Consider the following 21536-nt stretch of genomic DNA (forward strand, 5'->3'; position numbering starts at 1 on the left):
CCGCCGAAGACCGCCGCCGCCGTCTGCAGGACGCGGCCGACGCGGCCACGGCGGCCTACGAGGACCGCCTGCGCCGTATGCGCCGCACCAGCAAGTGGCTCGTGCGCGCCCATCCGAGCGCGGCTTCCCGCAAGTTCGGCCGCGCGCTGGAGGAGCTCAAGGAGCGCCTGGGGCAGCGCTGAGCGCGCCCGCGTGAAAAGCCGCGGGTGGATTGCTATTTTACCGTTTTTGCGGTATACTACGTGTATCGGCTGAATTTTGATCCATAAGGGAGTTGTGTAACATGGGATGTTCCCATAACTGTGAATCTTGCTCCTCGAATTGCAACGATCCGAAGAGCTTCCTCAAGCCGCCGCACGAGGAATCCACCATCCGCCGCGTGATCGGCGTGGTGTCCGGCAAGGGCGGCGTAGGCAAATCGCTGGCGACCTCGATGCTCGCAGTCGCGCTCACGCGGCACGGCAAGCACGCCGCCATCCTGGACGCGGACATCACCGGCCCGTCCATCCCCAAGGCGTTCGGCCTGCACGGCAAGCTGCACGCGGCCGAAAACGGCATCATCCCCGCGCGCACGGAGGGCGGGGTCGACGTGGTGTCGATCAACCTCCTGCTCGATAATGAGGACGACCCGGTCATCTACCGCGGGCCGATCCTCGCCCAGACCGTCCAGCAGTTCTGGCAGGACGTGATCTGGCAGGACGTCGACTATATGTTCGTCGACATGCCCCCCGGCACGGGCGATGTGCCGCTGACCGTCTTCCAGTCCCTGCCCGTGGACGGCATCCTGGTGCTGACCTCGCCGCAGGACCTTGTCGGCATGATTGTCGGCAAGGCGGTCAAGATGGCGCAGATGATGAACGTGCCGATCCTGGGCGTCATTGAAAACTACAGCTATCTCGCGTGCCCGGACTGCGGCAAGCGCATCCAGGTGTTCGGCGAGAGCCATGTGGACGAGGCCGCCGCGCAGTACGGCCTGCCCGTGCTGGCCAAGCTGCCGCTCGACCCGGCGCTCGCCNCACGGCGATTACAAGGTATCTCGCGGGAGAGGCGCAGGGCGACCCCTCGATCCTCCAGGTCGAGATCGAGATGGACGAAAACGACCCCATGCAGTGCATGCACGATTGCGCCAAGTGCGCGGGCTGCGGCGCGGGCATGCCGATCCCGGAAGCGGTCAAAAAGCACATCCCGGAGGTCTGACGCCGCACGGCGCCCGCCCCCTGGTTTTTATCGTCGCCCTGTGGGCATGGAAAAGCCGCGGCCTGCAAAGCAGGGCCGCGGCTTTTCCGGTAGTAAGAGGGTAGAAAATTTGTCCCGGCGGCAAATTGTCCCCGGAACGTGCAAAAGGACATCCGGGGGAGGGACGTCCTTTTGCGGTTTGTAAAACTTAGGGGGGTAAAAGAGAAATGAAAAGATACCGACATACCTTTTACTGTATCAGCTCTTCAGCTGATGGTTATAGTATAGCCCATCGGGCTGCAAAAGTTGTGAACAATTTGTGAAAGGTCTGTAACAAAAAACCAAAGATTTTAGGCGCAATGTACACAATCCGCATTGTTTTTTAAGGATAGGTATGGTACGCTGGAACAAAACGGCGGCGCGGGGGCAGGCGCCCGGCGCCGCGCAGCGGTATACCGGAAAAGAGGGACAGTATGAAAAGCTATTTGAAACGCGCAATTGCCGCCGCGCTTGCGGCGCTCCTGGCCGTGTGCGCCGCGCCGTCCGTGCTTGCGGCGGACAAGCCGGTTTCCGTCGTGCTGGACGGGCGGGCGGTCGCCTTCGCCGAGGGCGGGGAGCCGGTCTTAAAGGACGGGCGTACTTACGTGCCGTTCCGCGCGATCTTTGAAGCCATGGGCGCGCAGGTCGGCTGGGACGAGGCGACCGCGGCCGTGTCCGCCGAACGGGACGGCGTTTCGGTCAAGTTTGTGCTCGGCAACCCGGCGGTCAGCGTCACGGAGGGCGGCCGTACCCGCACCTTGCAGACCGACGCCGCCCCCTTCCTGTCAAACGGCAACACGCTGGTGCCCGTGCGCTTTGCCGCGCAGGCGTTCGGCGCGAACGTCGGCTGGGACGCGGGGGCGCAGACCGTCCTGGTCGTCGATGTGGACAAGCTCAAGGAAGGCTACGCGGATAAGTTTATCGTCATGGACCGCTACCTCACCTTTGCCGTGCCCGAAGGCACGCAGTCGGTCGACGGCAGCCTTGCGCTCGGCCTGACGCTGAAGGGCGCGGCCGGAGAGATCCAGGTGCCGGTACAGGCCGCCTTCCACGGGCTGTGGGGCACGGACGGCGGCAGCCTGAACGTCCGCTTCCAGGCGGATACCGCCGCGCTTTCCGCGGCGCTCGAGACAGACAGGGACGCGGTGGACAGCGGCCTTGCAAACCTCCTGCTCTCCATGCGGGACGTGAGCTTCAACTGCATCCTCGATCTTTCGGCCGACGCCTTCTACCTGCGCAGCGCCGCGCTGACCAGTGAAAACATCCCCGCGGGCGCGTGGGTGCGCCTGTCGCTCGACCGCGCGCTCGGCCTCTTGTCGAACGGCCGACTGAACGCCGCCATGCTGCGCGGCATGGCAAACCACGACTTTGTGGCCTATGTCGCCGGGCTGGCGCAGAACGTCGGCCTGTCCTCCCAGGCGGAGGACGGCGTAGCCGCGGTGCGGAAGGTATTTGACGGGCAGGCGCAGCTGTATGGCGACGGCGTGTTCCTGCCGCTCGGCGACGCGCTGCAGGCCGCGTCCGGCACGGAGGACGGCACGTCCGCAAAGCTGCTGCTCCAGGTATCGGGCGAAAAGGTGCTGTCCGCCACGAGCGAGACCCGCCAGGTCGAGGACGGGCAGGCCGTGTATGAGTGCAGTGTGGAACAGGGCGCGGACGGGCATACGGCCGTGACGGCCGCAATCCATGCGGCGGCCTACGAGGCCACGCTGTCCGGCGAGATCACCCATGCGCCTTCGGGCGAGGGGCTTGTGCTCACGCCGGAAGGCAAAATCGTGCCGTAACCGCCCTGTTTTAGGGGAAAAAAGCCCCCCTGCCATTGGCAGGGGGGCTTTTTGAATGGTTTATTCCGGCGTGTCCATCACGCGGAAGCCGACGTTGCCGTAGTTGCCGCCGAGCAGCAGGAAACGCACTTCGTCGTCGCCCGTCAGCTCAATCTCATGCGGCTTTTTGACCGAAGCCTCGGCGCTGTACCAGCCGCGCTCCTCCGTCCACATGAGGTAAAGCGCGCGCTTGTCCGCGACGGTCGGGTCGTTCGGGCGGATCAGAAGCGTCTTGCCCGCGGCGTTTTTAAATTTGAGGTTATACGTCGTGGCGAAGTTGCCGTTGAGGAAGTAGGTAAACGGCGCGGTGCCGGTGTCCTTGACCGCGAGAGGGTCGGCGTTGCGCTCCTGCGGGTACTCGCCCGGGTTGAGCTTCCACAGCGCGGCCGTGTTGCCGCACAGCGTGAAGTACTGGACGGCCGACGCGTCCACCGGGACGTTGCGCTCGGAGAAGTTGAAGCGCCCCGCGGTGCGCCCCGCGCCGTCGTCGATGCCGCGCGGCAGCGCGTCCAGGAACTCGCTCGCGACCTCCTGCTTGAGCGCGACGAGCTTCATGCTCAGCCCGTCGGACTGGGCGGTAAGCTGGACGCGCGCGTTGATCATCGTGCCGCCCGGCAGGGTGTCCTTGACGACGAGCTTGGTCTCGCCGGGCTTTATGGAGGCCGGCTCCTCCTGCGGCCCGCTTTCGTAGAACTGCTCATAGCATTCGCGGGAAACCTCCATGGAGTTCTGCCCCAGGCCAACGCCGCGCTTGTCGATGGTCACCTGCGCGGTGCGCTTGCCGTTGTTCGTCACGGCGACGCCCAGGATCATCGGCTGATACGAGCCCATGTAGCTCCAGTGGTAGTATTCCGCATCGATCGGCTCGCCCACGGGCATGGTGGTCTTGGCGGTGTAGATGCCGTATTTTTCAAACTTGCGCGGGTCGAGGATCTCCGGGTTGTTGGCGTACAGCATCGGCACGCCGGCGGCCTCCATCGTGAGCGGGGTGGGCTGCTGGGAAGCCGCGTAGGCCTGCATCCGCAGCGCGGTGATGACCGCCTGCTCGACCGTGTACACGCCCTCCGGGTCGAAGCGGTTTTCGCCCACGCCCGACATCACGCCGGTGCGGTAGCAGAAGGCCACGCCGTCGTCCGCCCAGTGGTTGATCTGCTCGAGGTCGGCAAAGGCGTACTGCTCGCGCTGGTCGGCGTAGGAGGCCGGGAATACCGAGGTATTCGTCATGCGGTACAGCATGGTCGCGGCCTCCTGGCGGGTCAGCGGGTCGTTTGGCGCGAAGATGCCCTCGCTCTTGCCGCTGACGATGCCCGCCGCCGACAGGCGCAGGACGTTTTCATCGTCCGTGTCGGTAAAGGGGTTTTCCTTGGGCAGCGCGAAGCCGTTTTTCTGGGACTTTGCAAGCTGCTGCGCCAGCGCGCAGAACTCGGCGCGGGTGATCGGCCGCTGCCACTCGCCTACCAGGGCGGACGGCACCAGCCCGGACGACACCGCGCGCTCCAGGTCGTTTTTTGCCCAGTCCGACGGCGCGGACGCGGCGAGCGCGGGGCTGGCAAGCAGGCACGCGGCCAGCGCCGCCGCGCAGATTTCTTTCTTCATGGGGAACACCTCCGTTAATTTATTAGACGAAATAAAACCCTAAAACACAACAGGCCTGGGAAAAAAGTTTTTGGGGGCGCCTTCATCCCTCGGCCATCTCCCGGGTGATGACGCTCGTCTGCACGAACACGACGTCGTGCGCCGGCTTGCGCCCCCGGCAGAACAGGTCGTACAGCACGAGGACGGCGCGCTCGCCCTGCCCGGCAAAATCCTGGTCGATCACAAAATCGACCTGCCCGCCAAGCAGGTAATCGCGCGCCCAAGGCGTCAGGTCGTTGCAGACCACGTGCACCGGGTACGGCGGCCGGACGCGGGCGAGCGCGTCGACACAGCCGTGCACGCTCTCGTTGGCCATATAGATGCCGCGCAGGCGCGGGTTTGCGCGCAGCGCGTCGAGCACGCCGTCATATGTCAGGTCGTAGCGCTCGATGCATTCGATGAGCTGCCAGCGGCCGCGCTCGACCCCCAATTCGGCCAGGCGGCCGCAGAAGCCGTCCACACGGCCGCGGTGGGCGGTGAACTCGCTGTTGCCGGTGACGATCAGGATGTCGCCGCGCCCGGCCAGGCGCGCCATCAGCCCGGCGGCGATGCGCCCGCTGCGGCGCAGGTCCTGCCCGATATGGCACAGCCGCCGGCTGCCGGGCACGTCGGAATTGCAGGTGACCACCGGGATACCTTCGGCGGCCAGGCGGTCGATCTCCTCCTGCATGGGCAGCACGTCGCTCGTGTTCAGCACCAGCCCGTGCACGCCCTGCGCGCGCAGACGCGCGATGCACTGCATGTATTCCTGGACGGAGCGGCCGTGCATCTCCTCGATCAGCACCTCGAAATCGCCCGTGCCGATGCGCCGCAGGGCGGACTTGACCCCCTGCCGCATGCGCGCGGTGTAGTATTTCATATCCCAGCGCGGGATGACGAAGCCGATGCGCACGCGCCCCCCGGCCTGCCGTTTCATAGCCGGGGTGCGGTAGCCGGTCTCGTCCACCATGCGCTGGATGCGCTCGCGCACCTCGGGCGCGACCCCGCCCCGGCCGTTGACCACGCGGTCGACCGTCCCGCGGGAAACGCCGCAGGCTTCCGCGATGCGCTGCGCCGTCATTTTTGCCATGCGCGCGCCCCCTTTCCTGTCCCGTATATCCTACCAGAAATGGGGGCATCCCGCAATGGGTAATCGTGCCTTTTGGAAAATGCACATTGCACGGTCAGGTTTGACAAAAAACGTCCGAATTTTTGGGCACTCCTAACAAAGGATTTTCCAGTGTTTTGGTCATGTGGACAAAATTGAAAAACACGCTTGTATTGTATTTGGGGAAGTTCTATAATGATGATATTGAGATAACGGCCGCCAGGCGGTCGTAAAAATTATGAGAAAAGTATAAAAAAGGAGTCGATACCAATGGCAAATCTTCGCATCGGCGTCGTCGGCTGCGGCCGTATCGGCAAGCTGCACATCGACAATCTGATCAACGCGGTCCCCGGCGTGGAGGTCATCGCAGTTGCTGACCCCATGATCGACAAGTCCGGCGCACGCGAGTGGTGCGCACAGCGCGGCCTGACCAACGTTTCCGCGGACTTCATGGATGTTGTCAACAACCCGGACGTAGACGTCGTTTTCGTCTGTTCCTCCACCGACACCCACTCCCTGATCTCCCTGGCTGCGGTCAACGCGGGCAAGCACGTATTCTGCGAGAAGCCGGTCGACTATGACGTCGACAAGATCAAGGCGGTCATGAAGGCTGTCGAGGAAAAGGGCGTCAAGTTCCAGGTCGGCTTTAACCGCCGCTTCGACCACAACCACAAGGCGGTTGCGGACGCTGTCAAGAACGGTACGATCGGCGATCCGCATATCGTTATCGTTTCCTCCCGTGACCCGGAGCCGCCCCCGGCTTCCTATGTTGCGGTTTCCGGCGGTATCTTCTATGATATGATGATCCATGACTTCGACATGGTCCGTTATGTGACCGGTTCCGAGGCCCTGGAGGTTTCCGCGGTCGGTTCCTGCCTCGTCAACCCGAAGCTGCAGGAAGAGTCCGGCATCCCGGACGTCGACACCGCTGTCGTCACCATGAAGATGGCGAACGGCTGCATCGCGGTCATCAACAACTCCCGCCAGGCGGTCTATGGCTACGACCAGCGCGTCGAGGCCTTTGGCTCCAAGGGCATGGCGTCCGACGGCAACGACCTGATCAACAACACGACCATCGTCACCAAGGACGGCGCGCACTCCGAGAAGCCGCTGTGGTTCTTCCTGGAGCGCTACAACACCGCGTTCATCGAGCAGGTTAAGGCGTTCGTCGATTCCATCGTGAACGACAAGCCGGTCGTCGTCGGCGCGATCGACGGCCTCCGCCCGGTCCTGATGGCGGCTGCCGCGACCGAGTCCTGCCGTAACGGCGGCGCTTGGGTCAAGGTCCCCCAGTAATTTTTAGCACTTACATTGCCAGACAAGGGCGTATCCTATTAGGATACGCCCTTTTTGATGGGTTTGGCGGATGTTACGGGGTTACTTGCCCGCGCCATATACGCCTCCCCTGCACGCATAAAAAGACGGACGGCCAAAGGGCCGTCCGTCTTTCATTTTACTTGTTCTGCGGGATGTCCGGCAGCGTGTCGAAGCCGCGCTGCAGCTCCGCGTCGTCCGGGATGTGGTTTTTCATCGAGCCGTCAAGGTAGGCGTTGTAGGCGGTCATATCGAAATAGCCGGTGCCGGTCAGGCCGAAGAGGATGGTCTTGGCCTCGCCGGATTCCTTGCAGCGCAGCGCCTCGTCGATCGCGGCGCGGATGGCGTGCGCGGACTCGGGCGCGGGCAGGATGGTTTCCTTCTTGGCAAACTGCACGGCCGCGTCGAACACGTCGGTCTGTGTGACCGAGACGGCCTCCATATAGCCGTCGTGGTACAGCTTGGACAGGATCGGGCTCATGCCGTGGTAGCGCAGGCCGCCCGCGTGGTTCGGGGCGGGCATGAAGCCGGAGCCGAGCGTGTACATGCGCGCCATCGGGGTGACCTTGCCGGTGTCGCAGAAGTCGTATGCGTAGCGGCCGCGGGTCAGGGACGGGCACGAGGCCGGCTCGACCGCGACGATGCGCGGGTTTGCGCGCCCGAGCAGCTTATCCTGCATGAACGGCGCGATCAGGCCGCCGAGGTTGGAGCCGCCGCCGGCGCAGCCGATGACGACGTCCGGGTACTCGCCGAGCTGCTCCATGGCGATCTTGCTCTCCAGGCCGATGATGGACTGGTGCAGCAGCACCTGGTTCAGGACGGAGCCGAGCACGTAGCGGCAGTTTTCCGAGGTCGTGGCCTTTTCGACCGCCTCGGAGATCGCGCAGCCGAGCGAACCGCCCGTGCCGGGGTTCTCCTCGAGGATCTTGCGGCCGATTTCGGTCGTCATGGACGGCGACGGGGTGACGTTCGCGTCAAAGACCTGCATGACCGCCTTGCGGAAGGGCTTCTGCTCGTAGGAAACCTTGACCATGAACACGTCGAGGTCGAGGCCGAAATAGGAGCAGGCCTCGGAGAGCGCCGTGCCCCACTGCCCCGCGCCGGTTTCGGTCGTCAGGCGGGTGACGCCCTGCGCCTTGGCATAGTAGGCCTGCGCAATGGCGGAATTGAGCTTGTGGCTGCCCGAGGTGTTGTTGCCCTCGAACTTATAGTAAATCTTCGCCGGGGTGTCGAGCGCCTTTTCCAGGTTGTAGGCGCGGATCAGCGGCGAGGGGCGGTATACCTTGTACATCTCCTGGACTTCTTCCGGGATGTCGACGTAGCGCTCGGTGCTGTCCAGCTCCTGGTGCGCGAGCGCCTCGCAGAAAATCGGGTAAAGCTCCGGCTCGGTGATGGGCTGCAGCGTGCCGGGGTTCAGCAGCGGGTCGGGCTGCTCCTTCATGTCGGCGCGCAGGTTGTACCACTGCTTCGGCATCTGCTCTTCGGTCAGGTACAGGCGGTGGGGGATCTTTGCCATAGGTCATCTCTCCTTTTTGTCGGCGGGACAGAAAAAAAGGCTCCTGTCCCAAACATAAAAACTGTTCTGGGACAAAAGCCGTAAGCCTCTGCGGTGCCACCCGGATTGGCGCGCCTGTGCACGCCCGCTCTGCCGCGCATCCTGAAATGCGCGCCCCCCTGGTAACGGGCGGGGTCCCCCGTCTTGGCTACTGGGGCTGCCGCCCGTTCGCCGCGCCCTCCGGAGCCCATTTGCCGCGGCATACCCCGCCGCGCTCCCACCATGCCGCGGCTCTCTGAAAAGGGGGAAAATCCGGGTTACTACTCTCCATCATCGGTTTTACCTTTAATTATAGCCATTATATGCGCCTTTCCGCGGTTTGTCAAGGGAAAACCAGCGCGCCGCTGCCTGGCGGGGCGTGCTGCGCCGGGTTATTTTTTGAGCAGCCGCTGCAAGGCCGCGGCGTCCAAAAGGTTTACGGTCTCAAACTTCCCCTTGTAAAACACGCCCCAGTTGTTAAAGACGCAGGGCAGCGCCTTGGCCTTTTCCAGCGTATCCACGGGGTGGAACGCGGCGGGGACGCCGTTTGCTTCGCAATACCCTTTTACCTGTCCGAGCGCCCGATGGACATAGGGGCACTGCATGCTGTAATAAACGGTCAGGATTTTGCTTTCAATTTCCTGGGTTTTGGCGCTCGGCGCAAACGCCGGCACGGTCCCGTCAAAAGAAAGCGCGAGCAATTCGTAACCGTCCCCGGCCGTATCGACAACCTCGAAGCCGTATTTCTTTGCAAACGTCTGGTCGGACAGCCAAGACTTTTGCTTTTTGGCGCCAAGCATACAGACGCCGGACTTCCCGCGCGCCCTGGCGTCCGCCAGGCAGTATTCCAGCAGCGCCTTGCCGTACCCCTTCCCCTTGCAGCCGCTGGAAACCCACAAGCAATAGAGGTAATCATAGTTGTCGCCGACGATGGGCACCCAGGCGGTTTCCAGGGGGGCATATTCGATAAAGACCGTGGCCTTTGCGTTGAGCTTGCGGAACACATGCCCTTCCGGCAGCCGTTCTGCGAGCCATTGGCGCTTCGCTTCCACGCCCGGATGGGCCTTTTTGCTGCGGATGATGCAGCATAGGTGCTCGCCGGCAAGGTTTTCTGCGGTCAAGTTGATAAAATCGGCCTCCATGGCGCGCTTCACCCCAATCCGGGTTTTGCCCGCGCGCCTTTGCCCGGTGGCGGGGGAACCCCTTTCTTGCTGCCTATTATACCGGGTTTTGCGTCCCGATGCAATGGCGGCCTTTCCCCTTGCACGCGCCCCCGGGCGGTGCTATACTGGGCAATAGAGATCGATACCGGGGGGATTTTTGCATGAAAAAGGGCGGGGCAAGCGGATATTTCTATGCCTTCCTGGCGCTGTTTTGCTGGGGCGCGACCTACGTGGTCGGCAAATACGTGATGGCGGCCGTGCCGCCCATGCTGGTGACCGGCATCCGGTACGCCATCGCGATTGCGCTGCTCTGGCTGCTGCTGCGCGGCCGGGCGCACCGGAAAATGGACAGGGCGGACTATAAATGGATGCTTCTGATCGCGTTTACCGGCTATTTTGTGTCCATGAACGCGCAGTTTTTGGGTACGAAGCTGACCAACGCCTCGGTTTCGTCGCTGATCAATTCGATCAACCCGGTCTTTATCATGGTGTTCGCCGCGCTGATCCTGAAGGAGCGGCTGACTTGGGCAAAGGCGGCCAGCGTGGCGGTGTCGCTCGCGGGCGTGTACTGCGTCGTCGGCGGCACGGGCGGCGCGTTCCGGCCGCTCGGCATCGTGTGCGCCGTGACCGCCATGCTGACCTGGGCGATCATGAGCGTGCTCATGCGCCGCATGACGCAGAAATACGACCCCCTGCGCATCACGCTGTACGGCCTTGCGCTCGGCCTGGGGATGGCGTCGCCGTTTGTCGTGCACGCGGCCGCCACCGCGCCGCCGGTTGCATGGTCGCCCGGGATCGTGTCCGGCCTGCTGTTCCTGGGGCTGGTCGGCACGGTGCTCGGGCATATCTGCTGGAACCGTGCGCTCTCCATGCTGGAGGCGGGGTCGTGCTGCCTGTTTTACCCGGTGATGCCGCTCACCTCCGTGCTCGGCGGGGTGCTGTTCCTGCACGAGCCGGTGGGGCCGGGGCTGGTGCTCGGCGCGGCGCTGATCGCCTCGGGCGTGGTATTCGGCACGCTGAGCGACAAAAAGCGCCAGATGCGCGGGATATAACGGAAAAGAGGGACGGTTATCCGTCCCTCTTTTGTTTGCGCGGGCGCCCCGGGGATATCCACAGCCTGTGGATATCAGCCCTCGCGGCGCCGGGGCACATAGTCCAGTTCCTGCAGCAGCGCGCCGAGCACGCGCAGGCGTTCGGACAGGAATTCGTCGTTTTCCGCCAGCGCGTCGTAAAACAGCTTGATATCCTCGTCGATCATCGGGTTATCCGTGCACACCTCGACCGTCATTGCGTCGCCCTGCAGGCCGACGCGGCCGATCTGCGGCTGTTCCGGGTCGTACAGCTTGGGATAGCGGTACGCGTCGCGGAAATACTGCTTCGCGCGGCACAGCAGGATCGCAAGGTCTACCACGCGGTGCATGGGCAGCTCCTCGGACTGGCGCGACCATTTTTCGCCCGTGTAGCGCCAGACCTTGGCCGAAATATCGACCTTGCCGCGGTCGTTCCACTGCGCCAGGCCGAGCGAAAGCCCCTTTGCCTCGGAATGGTAGGCGCTGCGGCCGTCGATGTTTTCGTAATTCTCCGCCACAATGACGGGCTTGTGCTTGAGCGTCGTGGGGATCCTCATCCGTTCCCCCTCCTTCCCTTTTTGTATTTACTAAATTACTAAACTACTGATTAAAGGATAACACGGCGCGCCGCCCCTGTCAACCGTGGGCGCGAAAAAAAGCGCGCCCTGCGCGCCCCTCCACACATTCATCAACGTCCGGACACAAAACCGACAAATTGGAGGGGTATGATTGTCATAAATAACAAAACTGTGGTACACTGTTCCCAAAGGGACAGCCGGAGCCCAGAGGGAGGAGATACGATGGGAACGATTTTGCTGGCAGACGACGAGGCGCGCATCCGCCGCCTGGTCATTGATTTTCTGAGACGGGACGGGCACACGGTGGTAGAGGCCGCGGACGGCACGCAGGCGATGGAACTGATCGACCACCAGCGCGCCCGCTTTGACCTGGTGATCCTGGACGTCATGATGCCCGGGGCGGACGGATTTACCGTGCTGCGCCACATCCGGGGCACCGAGGAGGGCGGCCATATGCCGGTGATGATGCTGACCGCGCGCGCGGAGGATGTGGACGAGGTGTTCGGCCTTGAGCAGGGCGCGGACGATTATGTAACCAAGCCGTTTTCGCCGCTGGTGCTGGCCGCGCGCGTCAAGACGCTGCTGTCGCGGCACGGCAAGGAGGAGCGCACGGTCGGTACCTTCGGCGCGCTCACGATCGATGAGATGCGGCGCGAGGTGCTGGTCAGCGGCGCGCCCGCCGAGCTGACCCCTAAGGAATACGAGCTGCTGATCTATTTCAAGAACAATAAGAATATCGCCCTTTCGCGCGAAAGCATCCTGAACGCGGTGTGGGGCTACGACTATTTTGGCGACCTGCGCACCGTGGACACCCACGTCAAGAAGCTGCGCGCCAAGCTCGGCGCGTGCGGCAGCATGATCGCAACCGTGCGCGGCTACGGCTACCGGTTTGAGGCCGCGGTATGAAACACTCGATTAAAATCAAGTTTTTTGCCATCATCGTGGCGATCGCTTTCGCGTTTATCAGCATCCTGACCGTTTTAAACGTCTTTTTCTACGACGATTATTACCTGTACGAACGGCGCGGGGCGCTCGCGGAAATTTACCGCAGCGTAAACGCCCAGTACGACGGCACGGTGGACGAGGTCTCCGCCCAGCTGGAACAGCTCGAAAACAGCACCGGCGTGCGCCTGTCCATCCTGTCCCCCACCGGCGGGATCAAATACGATTCCATCTTCCGCGAACAGCCCCCGCGCACAAGCTGGATCGGCGGCAGCTATGCCATCCGGCTGTATGATTTCCCGCTGGAGGGCGCGACGCTGACCGAGCAGAACCTGAACGAGATGCGCGCCCAGGGCTACACCTACGTTACGGTACCGGACAGCCGCCAGGCGCGCGCGGAAACGGCGGACGCCACTGTCCTGCCGGACGGCCAGGGGCCCCGCGGCGGGTTCCTGTGCCTTGCGGGTATGCTGCTGGATGGGAAGGAGATGCTGATCGCGCGCGTGCCGATGTCCTATATGGAGCAGAATTCGTCCTTTAACCTGACGTTCCTGCTCATCACCGGCGTGCTGACGCTATGCGTCTGCATCGTGCTCGCTTATTTCATCTCCCGGCAGTTCTCCCGCCCCCTCATCCGGATGGAGGAGATCGCCACCGCCATGGCCGGGCTTGATTTTTCCAAAAAGTACAAGGGCAAGGCGGACGACGAGATCGGGCGGCTCGGCGAAAGCATCAACCGCCTGAGCGAACACCTGGAGCAGGCGATTACCGCGCTGCAAAACACCAACGAGAGCCTGGCGCGCGAGGTGGACGAAAAGGAGCGCATCGACGCGATGCGCCGGGAGTTCATCGTCAACGTGTCGCATGAGCTCAAGACCCCGATCGCCCTCATCCAGGGCTACGCCGAGGGCTTGCGCGTCGGCGTGACGGACAACGAGGCCGACCGCGAGTTTTACTGCGATACGATCGTGGACGAGGCACAGCGCATGAACCATCTGGTGATGCAGCTACTCAGCCTGTCCAAGCTCGAGCTGGGGCGCGAGGTACCCGAGCCTACGGACGTCGACCTGTACGCGCTGTGCCGCTCGATGGCCGAAAAGACCGCCGTGCTGCGCGGGGAGCGCGGGCAGTCCATCGAGTATGGGCAGACGCACGAGGCCATGTATGCCGATTACGGCATGATGGAGCAGGTAGTGACCAATTTCGTATCCAATGCGATCCGCTACACGCCGCAGGGCGGCAAAATCGTACTGTCCGCGCAGCGGGAGCCGGACGGCGCGGTCACGCTCGCCGTCATGAACGAGGGCGAACACATCGCGGAGGGCGACCTGGCCATGATCTTCGAAAAATTCTACCGCACCGACAAGGCGCGCTCGCGCGAATCGGGCGGCACGGGCATCGGCCTGTCGATCGTCCGGGCGATTGCGGACGCGCACGGCGGCGCGTGCGGCGCTGAAAATGTCGAAGGCGGCGTGCGGTTCTGGTTCCGCGTGCCGGACGAGGCGCACAGCCCCTTGTGTGGATAAATAGGAAAAGCCCCGGGATGCTATCCCGGGGCTTTTTTATGCAATTCTCCGGCAGGCGGGGCCAGCCAGGCCGCCGGCCGGCTCTGAGAGCGCCGGCATGGGGCTCCCTCCCGATTTTCAAAGCCATTGCGCCCGCGCAAAGAAAGGATTGACAGGTATGCTTTGCCCTGTTAAACTGGTAAAAACACACAGGGGGATACAGGAATGAAGGAATACCAAGATCTGATCGGGAAAATCATAATCGCGGCCGCCATCGTGATTGCAGGCGCCCTCGTCGCGCAGGCCGTCATGGGCGCGGGGCAGGAAATCGCGTCGCATCTGTCCAACCTGGGCACGCTGGTGCGAGACGGGCTGCTGCAGGCCGGGGCGGCATCCTAAAAAACGTGCATAAAAACCATCAAGCGCCCTATCTCCACCGGATAGGGCGCTTAACCTACTTCATTATGCAGTTTTTTCATTCAGTACTTCCTTTTCAGTTTGATCTGAGCTTATTCCACTTCCATCAGCAGGACTGCCGGTTCACTGGCATATCGTCTTTGTTAGAATTTTGCTGCGAATGCGCTTTTGTCCGTTTGCCTACATTGCCCTGGCCGATCCTTTTGCCCATCGGCACGCCCATCGGCGAATCGCCACATTTTTTTCAGGCGTTCGGATTTTGGAATCCGCAATCCCTTTTTTGCAATGCCCTCAGGTTAGGAACCTTTTCCCTGCTCCGCTTTGGATGCACTCCCGGATAGGAAATCCTTCCTCGAACCATTCGGAACGGCTCTTTTTTTTACGGACGTTTGGCTGCTTTGCTTGCCCTTATGGCGGTTTGGGTATCGTCTGTTGCCGGCTGATGATTTTTCCGGGCGTTTCACTGTTGGACTGGAACCTTTCCGCTGTGTTGCCATTCATGCGCCATCATCGGCTTTTCGGTGGGATTAGAGGCGGTTATTACCGCCGCATCAGCTTTGAAAAGTTTGAATGGTAGATGAAAGTTTCAAACGCGTTGGGGTTTTGTGCCCGCACTTGGATATTGTCTGGTAAATTATGAGCCATCCTGTCAGACGTTTTTGCTGTTGCCTTTGGGGATACAAGCTAAGGTGCCGGGTATTTGCCTGTGCTTTCGCTTTTGTTCGTTCCCGCCTTGTTTCGCAGCCGCAATTACGGAATAACATTTTCGATTCAGATCGAAGGGGGAATCACCCCTGGGGTTTGCCGTATTGCTTTATTCTGTGGGACACGCCTTGGAACGAATGGGTGAACCTTGCGGGGTTTTGCTGTTTTGTAAGGCCACTTGCTCACTCACTTTCCGTTTACTATTCTATGTAAGATTAAAGTATTGGGAATGCGGGCGGGTCTACATCCGCTCCGCGAATGATGTAAGGGACGGTACGCTACAGCTGGCCAGCGAGCCCTGCCTCCTGGAAGTGCTCCTGCTCTGAGATCATGGGACTCACTCCTTTCGTGCGAATCTGTATGGCGCTCTTCTTTTGTGAACTCCTACAGTTTCTTTGTGAGATTATAATATCATTTTGTGCACTATATGTCAAGTGGAAAATTCAAAAAAGAGTACAAAAAACAGCGTGTAAATTTGTTAAAATAAGCTTTTAAAAGTCGTTTAAGTTTGCTATAATAAAAGTACTGGTGATTTTTGAAGCTTTATGACAGGAGGAACCTCCCATGAAATTCAGTTATTATATGCCGTCGCGCATTTTCTTCGGGCCGGGCAGCGTCAAAAAGCTGGCGCGCGGCCATTTGCCTGGCAAAAAGGCCCTGCTGGTGACGGGCGGCAGCTCGACCACCCGCCTGGGCTACGTGGACAAGGTCCGCGCCCTGCTGCAGGAGGGCGGCGCGGACAGCGTCGTCTACGGCAAGGTGCACCCCAACCCCACGCTGGAAAACGTGGACGACTGCGCGGCGATCTGCCGGGCGGAGGGCTGCGACTTTATCGTCGGCCTGGGCGGCGGCTCCTCGATCGATACGGCCAAGGCCGCCGCGGTCATGGCCACGAACGGGGGCGCGTATTGGGACTATGTCGCGGGCGGCTCCGGCAAGGGCAAGCCCGTCCCGAACGACCCGCTGCCGGTCGTCGCGATCACGACCACGGCGGGCACCGGCACCGAGGCCGACCCCTGGACGGTCGTGACGAACGGGGAGGAAAAGATCGGCTTCGGCTACGACGGCACCTTCCCCACCCTGTCCATCGTCGACCCGGAGTTCATGGTCTCCGTGCCCCCGAAGATGACGGCGTACCAGGGCTTTGACGCGCTGTTCCACGCGACGGAGGGCTACCTCGCGTCGATCGCCAGCCCGATGAGCGATATGTTCGCGCTCGAGAGCATCCGGCTGGTCGGCAAGAGCCTGGCCGAGGCGGTCAACAACGGCGGCAACATGGACGCGCGCGCGGACATCGCGCTGGCGAACACGCTGTCCGGCTTCGTCGAGACGCTGTCCTCCTGCACGTCCGAGCACGCGATCGAGCACGCGATGAGCGCGCTGCACCCTGACCTGCCGCACGGCGCAGGACTGATCATGATCTCGCTGGAATACTATAAGGTATTCGCGGACGCCTGCGCGGAGCGCTTTATCGAAATGGCGCGCGCGCTGGGCAAGGCCGACGCAAAGGACCCGATGGACTTTGTCGAAGCGCTCGCGGCGCTGCAGGCGGCCTGCCACGTCGACGGCCTCAAGATGAGCGAGTACGGTATCGGCGCGGACGGCGACTTCCTCAAATATGCCGACAACGCCCTGCATACCATGGGCAACCTCTTCCGGCTCGACCGCAAGCAGGTCACCCGCGAGGATGTGGCCGGCATCATGCAGCGGAGCTACCGCTAAACCTATTAAAGAAGGGACTAAACCGCATTGAAACATATTCTGATGCTGGCGACAGGCGGCACGATCGCCTGCCGCCAGACCGGGCACGGCCTTGCGCCCGCGCTCACCGGCGAGGAGCTGCTCGAATTTATCCCGGAGCTGAAGCACATCTGCAAGGTCACGGTGCTCAACCCCATGAGCGTCGATTCCACCGATATGACGGCGGAGCACCGCCTGCGCATCGCGCGCGTCATCTGGGACAACCGCGACGGGTACGACGGCTTTGTCATCACGCACGGCACGGACACGCTCGCCTATACCGCCGCGCTGTTCAGCCATGTGCTGCGCGCGTTCGGGAAGCCCGTGATCCTGACCGGCGCGCAGCGCCCGATGGGCGCGGAGGAGTCCGACGCGGAAGGCAACCTGCTCGGCGCGTTCCGCGTCGCCTGCGAGGACTACCCGGGCGTGGCCGCGGTCGTGCATGGGCAGGTGATCCGCGGCACCCGGATCGCCAAGGTGGACAGCCGCGGGATCAGCGCGTTCCGCTCGATCAACGCCCCGGCGGACGGCATCATCAACAATATGGGCAAGGTCATCATCAACCACCGCCCCGAGCGCGGGGGCGAGCCGGAATTTGTTGAAAATGTCGACGCGAGCGTCGTGCTCATGAAGCTGACGCCCGACCTCGACCCGACCATCATCGACTTCCTCGGCCGCTATAACAAGGTCATCATCGAGGGCTTTGGCTCGGGCGGCGTGCCCACGCGCCTGGAAAAGGTCGTGCAGAAGCTCATCCTGAGCGGCACCCGCGTATATCTGACCACGCAGTGCCTGTCGGGCGGCGCGGACTTACATAAATATAAGGTTGGCCGCCGCGCGGAGGCCATGGGCGCGGTCTGCCTCGGCGACCGCACCACCGAGGACGCGCTTGCCGCGGTCATGTGCGGGGAGCTGTGACCGCCCGCCCAATACCGTAAAAAATCCCCCTGCCGCCGTGGCAGGGGGATTTTTGTTACCCGTTCTTGCGGTGCTGGATGTGGTAGGCGATGCGCGTGACGAGCGTTTCCGGCGCAAACCGCCGCAGGGCGAGCACCGCCTTCATCTCCGCGCCGGGCACCATCACGCCGCGGCCGCGCAGCATCCCGTCGACGGCGTAGGCCGCCACGCGGCGGCTGTCCAGCCCGCGGCTGGCGAAGCGCACATGCGCCACCTGGTTGAACTCCGTATTGACCGGCCCCGGGCACAGCGCGCTGACCTTGACCGCGCTGCCCGCCTGGCGCACCTCCTCGCGGATGGCCTGCGTCAGCCGCAGGACATAGTTTTTGGTGGCGTAGTAGGTCGCCATGAGCGGCCCGGCCATAAAGCCCGCCGAGGAGGCGACATTGAGGATACACCCGCGGTTTTGCGCCTTGAAATCGCGCAGGAACAGCTTGGTCAGGATGTGCACCGCGCGGCAGTTGACGTCCAGCATGCGCAGCTCCGCGTCGAGGTCGGTCTCGCTGAACGCGCCGAACAAGCCGAAGCCCGCGTTGTTGACCACGGCCGCCACGTCCTCCCCGCGCACGCGCGCGTGAAGGTCGTACACCGCGCCGGCGTCCGCCAGGTCGGCGCAGATGATTTCGGTGCGCACGGGCAGCTCGGCCGCCAGCAGGCGCAGCCGATCTTCCCGCCGCGCGACCAGGATCAGGTCGTACCCCCGCGCGGCCAGCTCGCGCGCCATGTCGCGCCCCAGGCCGGAACTTGCCCCAGTAATCAATGCTTTCATTTTGGTCCCCCTTTCCGCCCCGCCGGGGGGCATTTGCCCCGCCGCGGGCAGCCCGCGCAGCCCCCGCAGCAGCCCCCGTTTTTATGCTGTTTCCATAAATAACGGGCCGCGGCGGTCACAAGCAGTAATAATATCGCGATAATCAAGCAATCTATCATAAGCAGCCCCATCCCCGCCCCGCTGCGGGCGCGAAATTTGCCTTGTCCATTAACCTGATGATACACCGCGCACATGCCTGTTGTCAAACACCGCGGGCTTTGCCTGTTTGGTAATTTAATTTCAATCACCCTATTAAATTGCCCAAAAATCTGGTATACTATCCACAGAAATACAAACCCCAAAAGGAGGCTTACGCGATGGAAGAGCTGGACCGGCAGATATACGCGTTGCTCAGCAACCCGATGCGCGGGGACGAGGTATGTAAACGCATGCCAGGCGCGTCCCGCCGCGCCGTCGCCCAGGCGCTGCAAAGGCTGCTGGACGATGGCAAGATCGTACGCAACAAAAAGAATAAATACGGGCAGGCCGGCCATTTCGGCTGCCTGGCCGGCTCTTTCCAGGCGACGGGCCGCAGCTTTGCGTTTGTCACCCCGGAGGAGGGCGGCGCGGATATCTTCATTGCGCCCGGCGCGTCCGGCGGCGCATGGCAGGGCGACCGCGTGCTGATCCGCGTAAGCGACNTCATCTTCACGATCGACGGCGACGACGCCAAGGATTTTGATGACGCGGTCTCGCTCGACCTGCTGGAAAACGGCCGCATGCGGCTCGGCGTGCACATCGCGGACGTGTCGCATTATGTGACCATGGCTTCCCCGCTCGACGCGGAGGCCTACCGGCGCGGCACCTCGGTCTATTACCCGGGGCATGTGGTGCCCATGCTGCCGTTCGCGCTGTCCAACGGCATCTGCTCGCTCAACCCCGACGTGGAGCGCCTGGCCTTTTCCGCGCTGATAGAGGTGGATAAGGACGGCCGCCGCCACGGCGTCAAGTTCGCAAAATCCGTCATCCGCTCCAAGGCGCGCATGACCTATAAGAAGGTCAACGCCATCCTGGCGGGCGACCCGGCGCTCCGCCAGCAGTACGCGCCGCTCGCGGAAACGCTGGGCCGCATGGACGCGCTGGCCAAGGCGCTGCGCAGCCGCCGGCTGGAGCGCGGCGCGCTCGACCTCGACATCCCGGAGCCGGAGATCCTGGTCGACGGGGGCGGGCATGCCTGCGGCGTCGAGGCCAGGCCGCGCGGCGACGCGGAAAAGCTGATCGAGGAATTTATGCTGCTGGCCAACGAGTCGGTTGCGGAATATATGGAAAAGCGCGGCTACCCGACCGTGTACCGGGTGCACGAAAACCCCGACCCGGATAAGCTGGGCGCGTTCGCGGCGCTCGCGCGCCAATTCGGCTACCGCGTGGACGCCTCGAAGCCCGAGGACACCCGCCAGCTCCAGGCCGTGATCGACGGCGCGAAGGGCAAGCCCGACCAGCGCGTGCTGCCCACGCTGCTGCTGCGTTCCCTCGCCCGCGCACGGTATTCGGACGAGTGCATCGGCCACTACGGCCTGAAGGCCAAGTATTACCTGCATTTCACCTCCCCAATCCGGCGCTACCCGGACCTGGTGGCGCACCGGATGCTGTACAAGGCGGTTTCCGGGCAGGAGTTCGCGAAGGCCGACGCGATGTTCTGCGGCGAAGCCGCGGCGCAGGCCACCTCCCGCGAGATGGCGGCGGATACGGCGGAGCGCGATATCGACAAGCTGTACCTTGCCGACTATATGTCGCAGTTCATCGGGCAGGCGTTCGACGCGACGGTTTCCGGCGTGACCTCCTTCGGCCTGTTTGTGGCGCTGCCCAACACGGCGGAGGGCCTGGTGCGCATCGAGGCGCTCGAGGGCGACGCGTACGAGTTCGATCCCGACCATCTGCTGCTCATCGGCGTGCGCACCGGCAAGCGGTACGGTATCGGCTCGCCGATGCGGGTACAGCTCGTGGCCGCGTCCAACGTGACCGGGCAGATTGATTTTACGCCGGTATGACCGGCGGGATGGGAGGGGCGACATGCCCGGGCTGATTCTGGAAGGCGGGACCTTCCGCCCGGTGTTCTCCTGCGGCGTGATGGACGCGCTGCTCGAGCACGGGCTGATGTTTGATTATGTGATCGGCGTTTCCGCCGGCATTACGAACGGCGTTTCCTACGTATCCCGGCAGAAGGGGCGCAATATTGATATCCTGCGGCGTTACCGCAACGACCCCCGCTATATGGGCTACGCAAACTACCTGAAATGCGGCAGCATGTTCGGGCTGGACTTTATTTACGACGAAATCCCGAACCGCCTGTCCCCGTTCGACTGGGAGGCTTACCTCGCCTACCCGGGGCGGGTGCGCGTCGGCGTGACCAACGCGCTGACTGGCCGACCGGAATACCTCGACGGGCGGGCGCTGGATGAAAAGTGCACCATGCTGCGCGCCACCTGCGCGATCCCGTTCTTTTTCCCGGCGATCACGGTCGGCGGCACGCCATATTACGACGGCGGCCTGTCCGACCCGATCCCGATCCGCAAGGCGATCGCGGACGGCAGCGAAAAAAACCTCATCGTGCTCACCCGCACAGCGGACTACCGTAAAACGCTGTCCGCCGGTACGAAGTGGGCGGCGCGCGGCCTGCGGCACCGCTTCCCCGCCCTGCCGGAGGTGCTGCTCACCCGGCACAAACGCTATAACGATACGGTATGCTTTTGTAACCAGCTGGCGAAACACCACCCGGAGGACGCCGTGCTGCTGCGGCCGGCGCATCCGGTGGAAAGCTTCGAAAGCGATATTGCCAAGCTGGATGCGGCCTATCAGGAGGGGTACGGCATGGTACAGGCGCGTCTGGGCGACATCCAGGCGCTGTTTACATAACAAAGGGCACAATCACAGCCAAACAGGGGGCGTCGGCCGCAAGGCCGCACGCCCCCTGTTTTTTTGCGCACCACCATGAGTTATTGCGCACGCCCCTGAAAATAAAATAATTTAAAATTTTTTTGACAAAGTGACCAAATGTAACCCGGATGTAACTGCCGCCTTATATAATAAAGCCAATCCTAAATGA

The 21536-nt window shown here is 62.6% G+C and carries 18 protein-coding genes and 1 pseudogene; 12 read left to right on the forward strand and 7 right to left on the reverse strand.

The genetic code is table 11. The features are described 5' to 3' along the window. From CZ203_RS14670 to CZ203_RS07135, 3 genes and pseudogenes are all read left to right on the forward strand, one after another. Window positions 1-182 (forward strand): hypothetical protein (locus tag CZ203_RS14670; RefSeq protein ID WP_159456410.1); only part of this gene is annotated, 182 nt, incomplete at its 5' end. 101 nt (window positions 183-283) lie between these two features. Further along, window positions 284-1021 (forward strand): annotated as a pseudogene (locus CZ203_RS07130) (P-loop NTPase); the annotation flags it as partial. 628 nt (window positions 1022-1649) lie between these two features. Next, window positions 1650-2999 carry a copper amine oxidase N-terminal domain-containing protein gene (locus CZ203_RS07135; RefSeq protein WP_087065447.1) on the forward strand — a complete coding sequence of 450 codons (1350 nt, stop codon included), beginning with the start codon at window positions 1650-1652 and terminating at the stop codon, window positions 2997-2999. Between the two features lie 60 nt (window positions 3000-3059). On the opposite strand, the gene CZ203_RS07140 is transcribed toward CZ203_RS07135, so the two are convergent. Together CZ203_RS07140 and CZ203_RS07145 are read right to left on the reverse strand one after the other, a co-directional pair. Beyond that, the gene (locus CZ203_RS07140) at window positions 3060-4634 is read right to left on the reverse strand and encodes an S-layer homology domain-containing protein (protein ID WP_087065448.1); all 1575 of its coding nucleotides are present in this window, start codon (window positions 4632-4634) and stop codon (window positions 3060-3062) included. An 82-nt stretch (window positions 4635-4716) separates the two neighbouring features. Beyond that, on the reverse strand, window positions 4717-5742 hold the full coding sequence (locus tag CZ203_RS07145) for a LacI family DNA-binding transcriptional regulator (protein WP_087065449.1): 1026 nt from the start codon (window positions 5740-5742) through the stop codon (window positions 4717-4719). A 288-nt stretch (window positions 5743-6030) separates the two neighbouring features. Between CZ203_RS07145 and iolG the strand changes: the two genes are divergently transcribed. After that, window positions 6031-7056 carry an inositol 2-dehydrogenase gene (iolG, locus tag CZ203_RS07150; protein WP_087065450.1) on the forward strand — a complete coding sequence of 342 codons (1026 nt, stop codon included), beginning with the start codon at window positions 6031-6033 and terminating at the stop codon, window positions 7054-7056. A 157-nt stretch (window positions 7057-7213) separates the two neighbouring features. On the opposite strand, the gene CZ203_RS07155 is transcribed toward iolG, so the two are convergent. Both CZ203_RS07155 and CZ203_RS07160 read right to left on the reverse strand, forming a co-directional pair. After that, window positions 7214-8590 carry a TrpB-like pyridoxal phosphate-dependent enzyme gene (locus tag CZ203_RS07155; protein WP_087065451.1) on the reverse strand — a complete coding sequence of 459 codons (1377 nt, stop codon included), beginning with the start codon at window positions 8588-8590 and terminating at the stop codon, window positions 7214-7216. A gap of 410 nt (window positions 8591-9000) precedes the next feature. Further along, window positions 9001-9750, reverse strand: coding sequence for an N-acetyltransferase (locus tag CZ203_RS07160; protein ID WP_087065452.1), 750 nt, complete (start codon window positions 9748-9750; stop codon window positions 9001-9003). 182 nt (window positions 9751-9932) lie between these two features. Between CZ203_RS07160 and CZ203_RS07165 the strand changes: the two genes are divergently transcribed. Then, the gene (locus CZ203_RS07165; RefSeq protein ID WP_159456411.1) at window positions 9933-10823 is read left to right on the forward strand and encodes a DMT family transporter; all 891 of its coding nucleotides are present in this window, start codon (window positions 9933-9935) and stop codon (window positions 10821-10823) included. Window positions 10824-10897: 74 nt separating this feature from the next. Here CZ203_RS07165 and CZ203_RS07170 read toward each other — a convergent pair whose 3' ends face one another. Beyond that, entirely contained in the window at window positions 10898-11398 is a 501-nt protein-coding gene (locus CZ203_RS07170; protein WP_087065454.1) for a DUF6530 family protein, read from the reverse strand. A 243-nt stretch (window positions 11399-11641) separates the two neighbouring features. Here CZ203_RS07170 and CZ203_RS07175 point away from each other — a divergent pair, with 243 nt between their 5' ends. From CZ203_RS07175 to CZ203_RS07190, 5 genes are all read left to right on the forward strand, one after another. Then, a complete protein-coding gene (locus CZ203_RS07175; protein ID WP_087065455.1) occupies window positions 11642-12325 on the forward strand; it encodes a response regulator transcription factor in 684 nt (227 codons plus the stop codon). Continuing rightward, entirely contained in the window at window positions 12322-13887 is a 1566-nt protein-coding gene (locus CZ203_RS07180) for a sensor histidine kinase (protein ID WP_087065456.1), read from the forward strand. The genes CZ203_RS07175 and CZ203_RS07180 overlap by 4 nt, the downstream gene beginning before the upstream one ends. A gap of 204 nt (window positions 13888-14091) precedes the next feature. After that, window positions 14092-14265 (forward strand): hypothetical protein, encoded by a 174-nt coding sequence (locus CZ203_RS14915; protein WP_200809451.1) that lies wholly within the window; start codon window positions 14092-14094, stop codon window positions 14263-14265. Window positions 14266-15552: 1287 nt separating this feature from the next. Continuing rightward, window positions 15553-16710 carry an iron-containing alcohol dehydrogenase gene (locus CZ203_RS07185; protein WP_087065457.1) on the forward strand — a complete coding sequence of 386 codons (1158 nt, stop codon included), beginning with the start codon at window positions 15553-15555 and terminating at the stop codon, window positions 16708-16710. Window positions 16711-16737: 27 nt separating this feature from the next. Next, entirely contained in the window at window positions 16738-17646 is a 909-nt protein-coding gene (locus CZ203_RS07190; RefSeq protein WP_143436160.1) for an asparaginase, read from the forward strand. Between the two features lie 55 nt (window positions 17647-17701). On the opposite strand, the gene CZ203_RS07195 is transcribed toward CZ203_RS07190, so the two are convergent. Next, on the reverse strand, window positions 17702-18454 hold the full coding sequence (locus tag CZ203_RS07195; RefSeq protein WP_087065459.1) for an SDR family NAD(P)-dependent oxidoreductase: 753 nt from the start codon (window positions 18452-18454) through the stop codon (window positions 17702-17704). Continuing rightward, the gene (locus CZ203_RS15610) at window positions 18451-18987 is read right to left on the reverse strand and encodes a FeoB-associated Cys-rich membrane protein (protein ID WP_087065460.1); all 537 of its coding nucleotides are present in this window, start codon (window positions 18985-18987) and stop codon (window positions 18451-18453) included. The genes CZ203_RS07195 and CZ203_RS15610 overlap by 4 nt, the downstream gene beginning before the upstream one ends. Between CZ203_RS15610 and CZ203_RS07205 the strand changes: the two genes are divergently transcribed. Further along, complete coding sequence (locus CZ203_RS07205; RefSeq protein WP_456236196.1) at window positions 18883-20481, forward strand: ribonuclease R family protein; 1599 nt, start codon at window positions 18883-18885, stop codon at window positions 20479-20481. The two genes, CZ203_RS15610 and CZ203_RS07205, sit on opposite strands and share 105 nt — an antisense overlap. Window positions 20482-20503: 22 nt before the next feature. Then, entirely contained in the window at window positions 20504-21346 is an 843-nt protein-coding gene (locus tag CZ203_RS07210; RefSeq protein WP_087065462.1) for a patatin-like phospholipase family protein, read from the forward strand. Window positions 21347-21536: the final 190 nt, after the last annotated feature.

This window comes from Intestinibacillus massiliensis, assembly GCF_900155735.1.
Classification (GTDB): Bacteria; Bacillota; Clostridia; order Oscillospirales; family Butyricicoccaceae; genus Intestinibacillus; species Intestinibacillus massiliensis.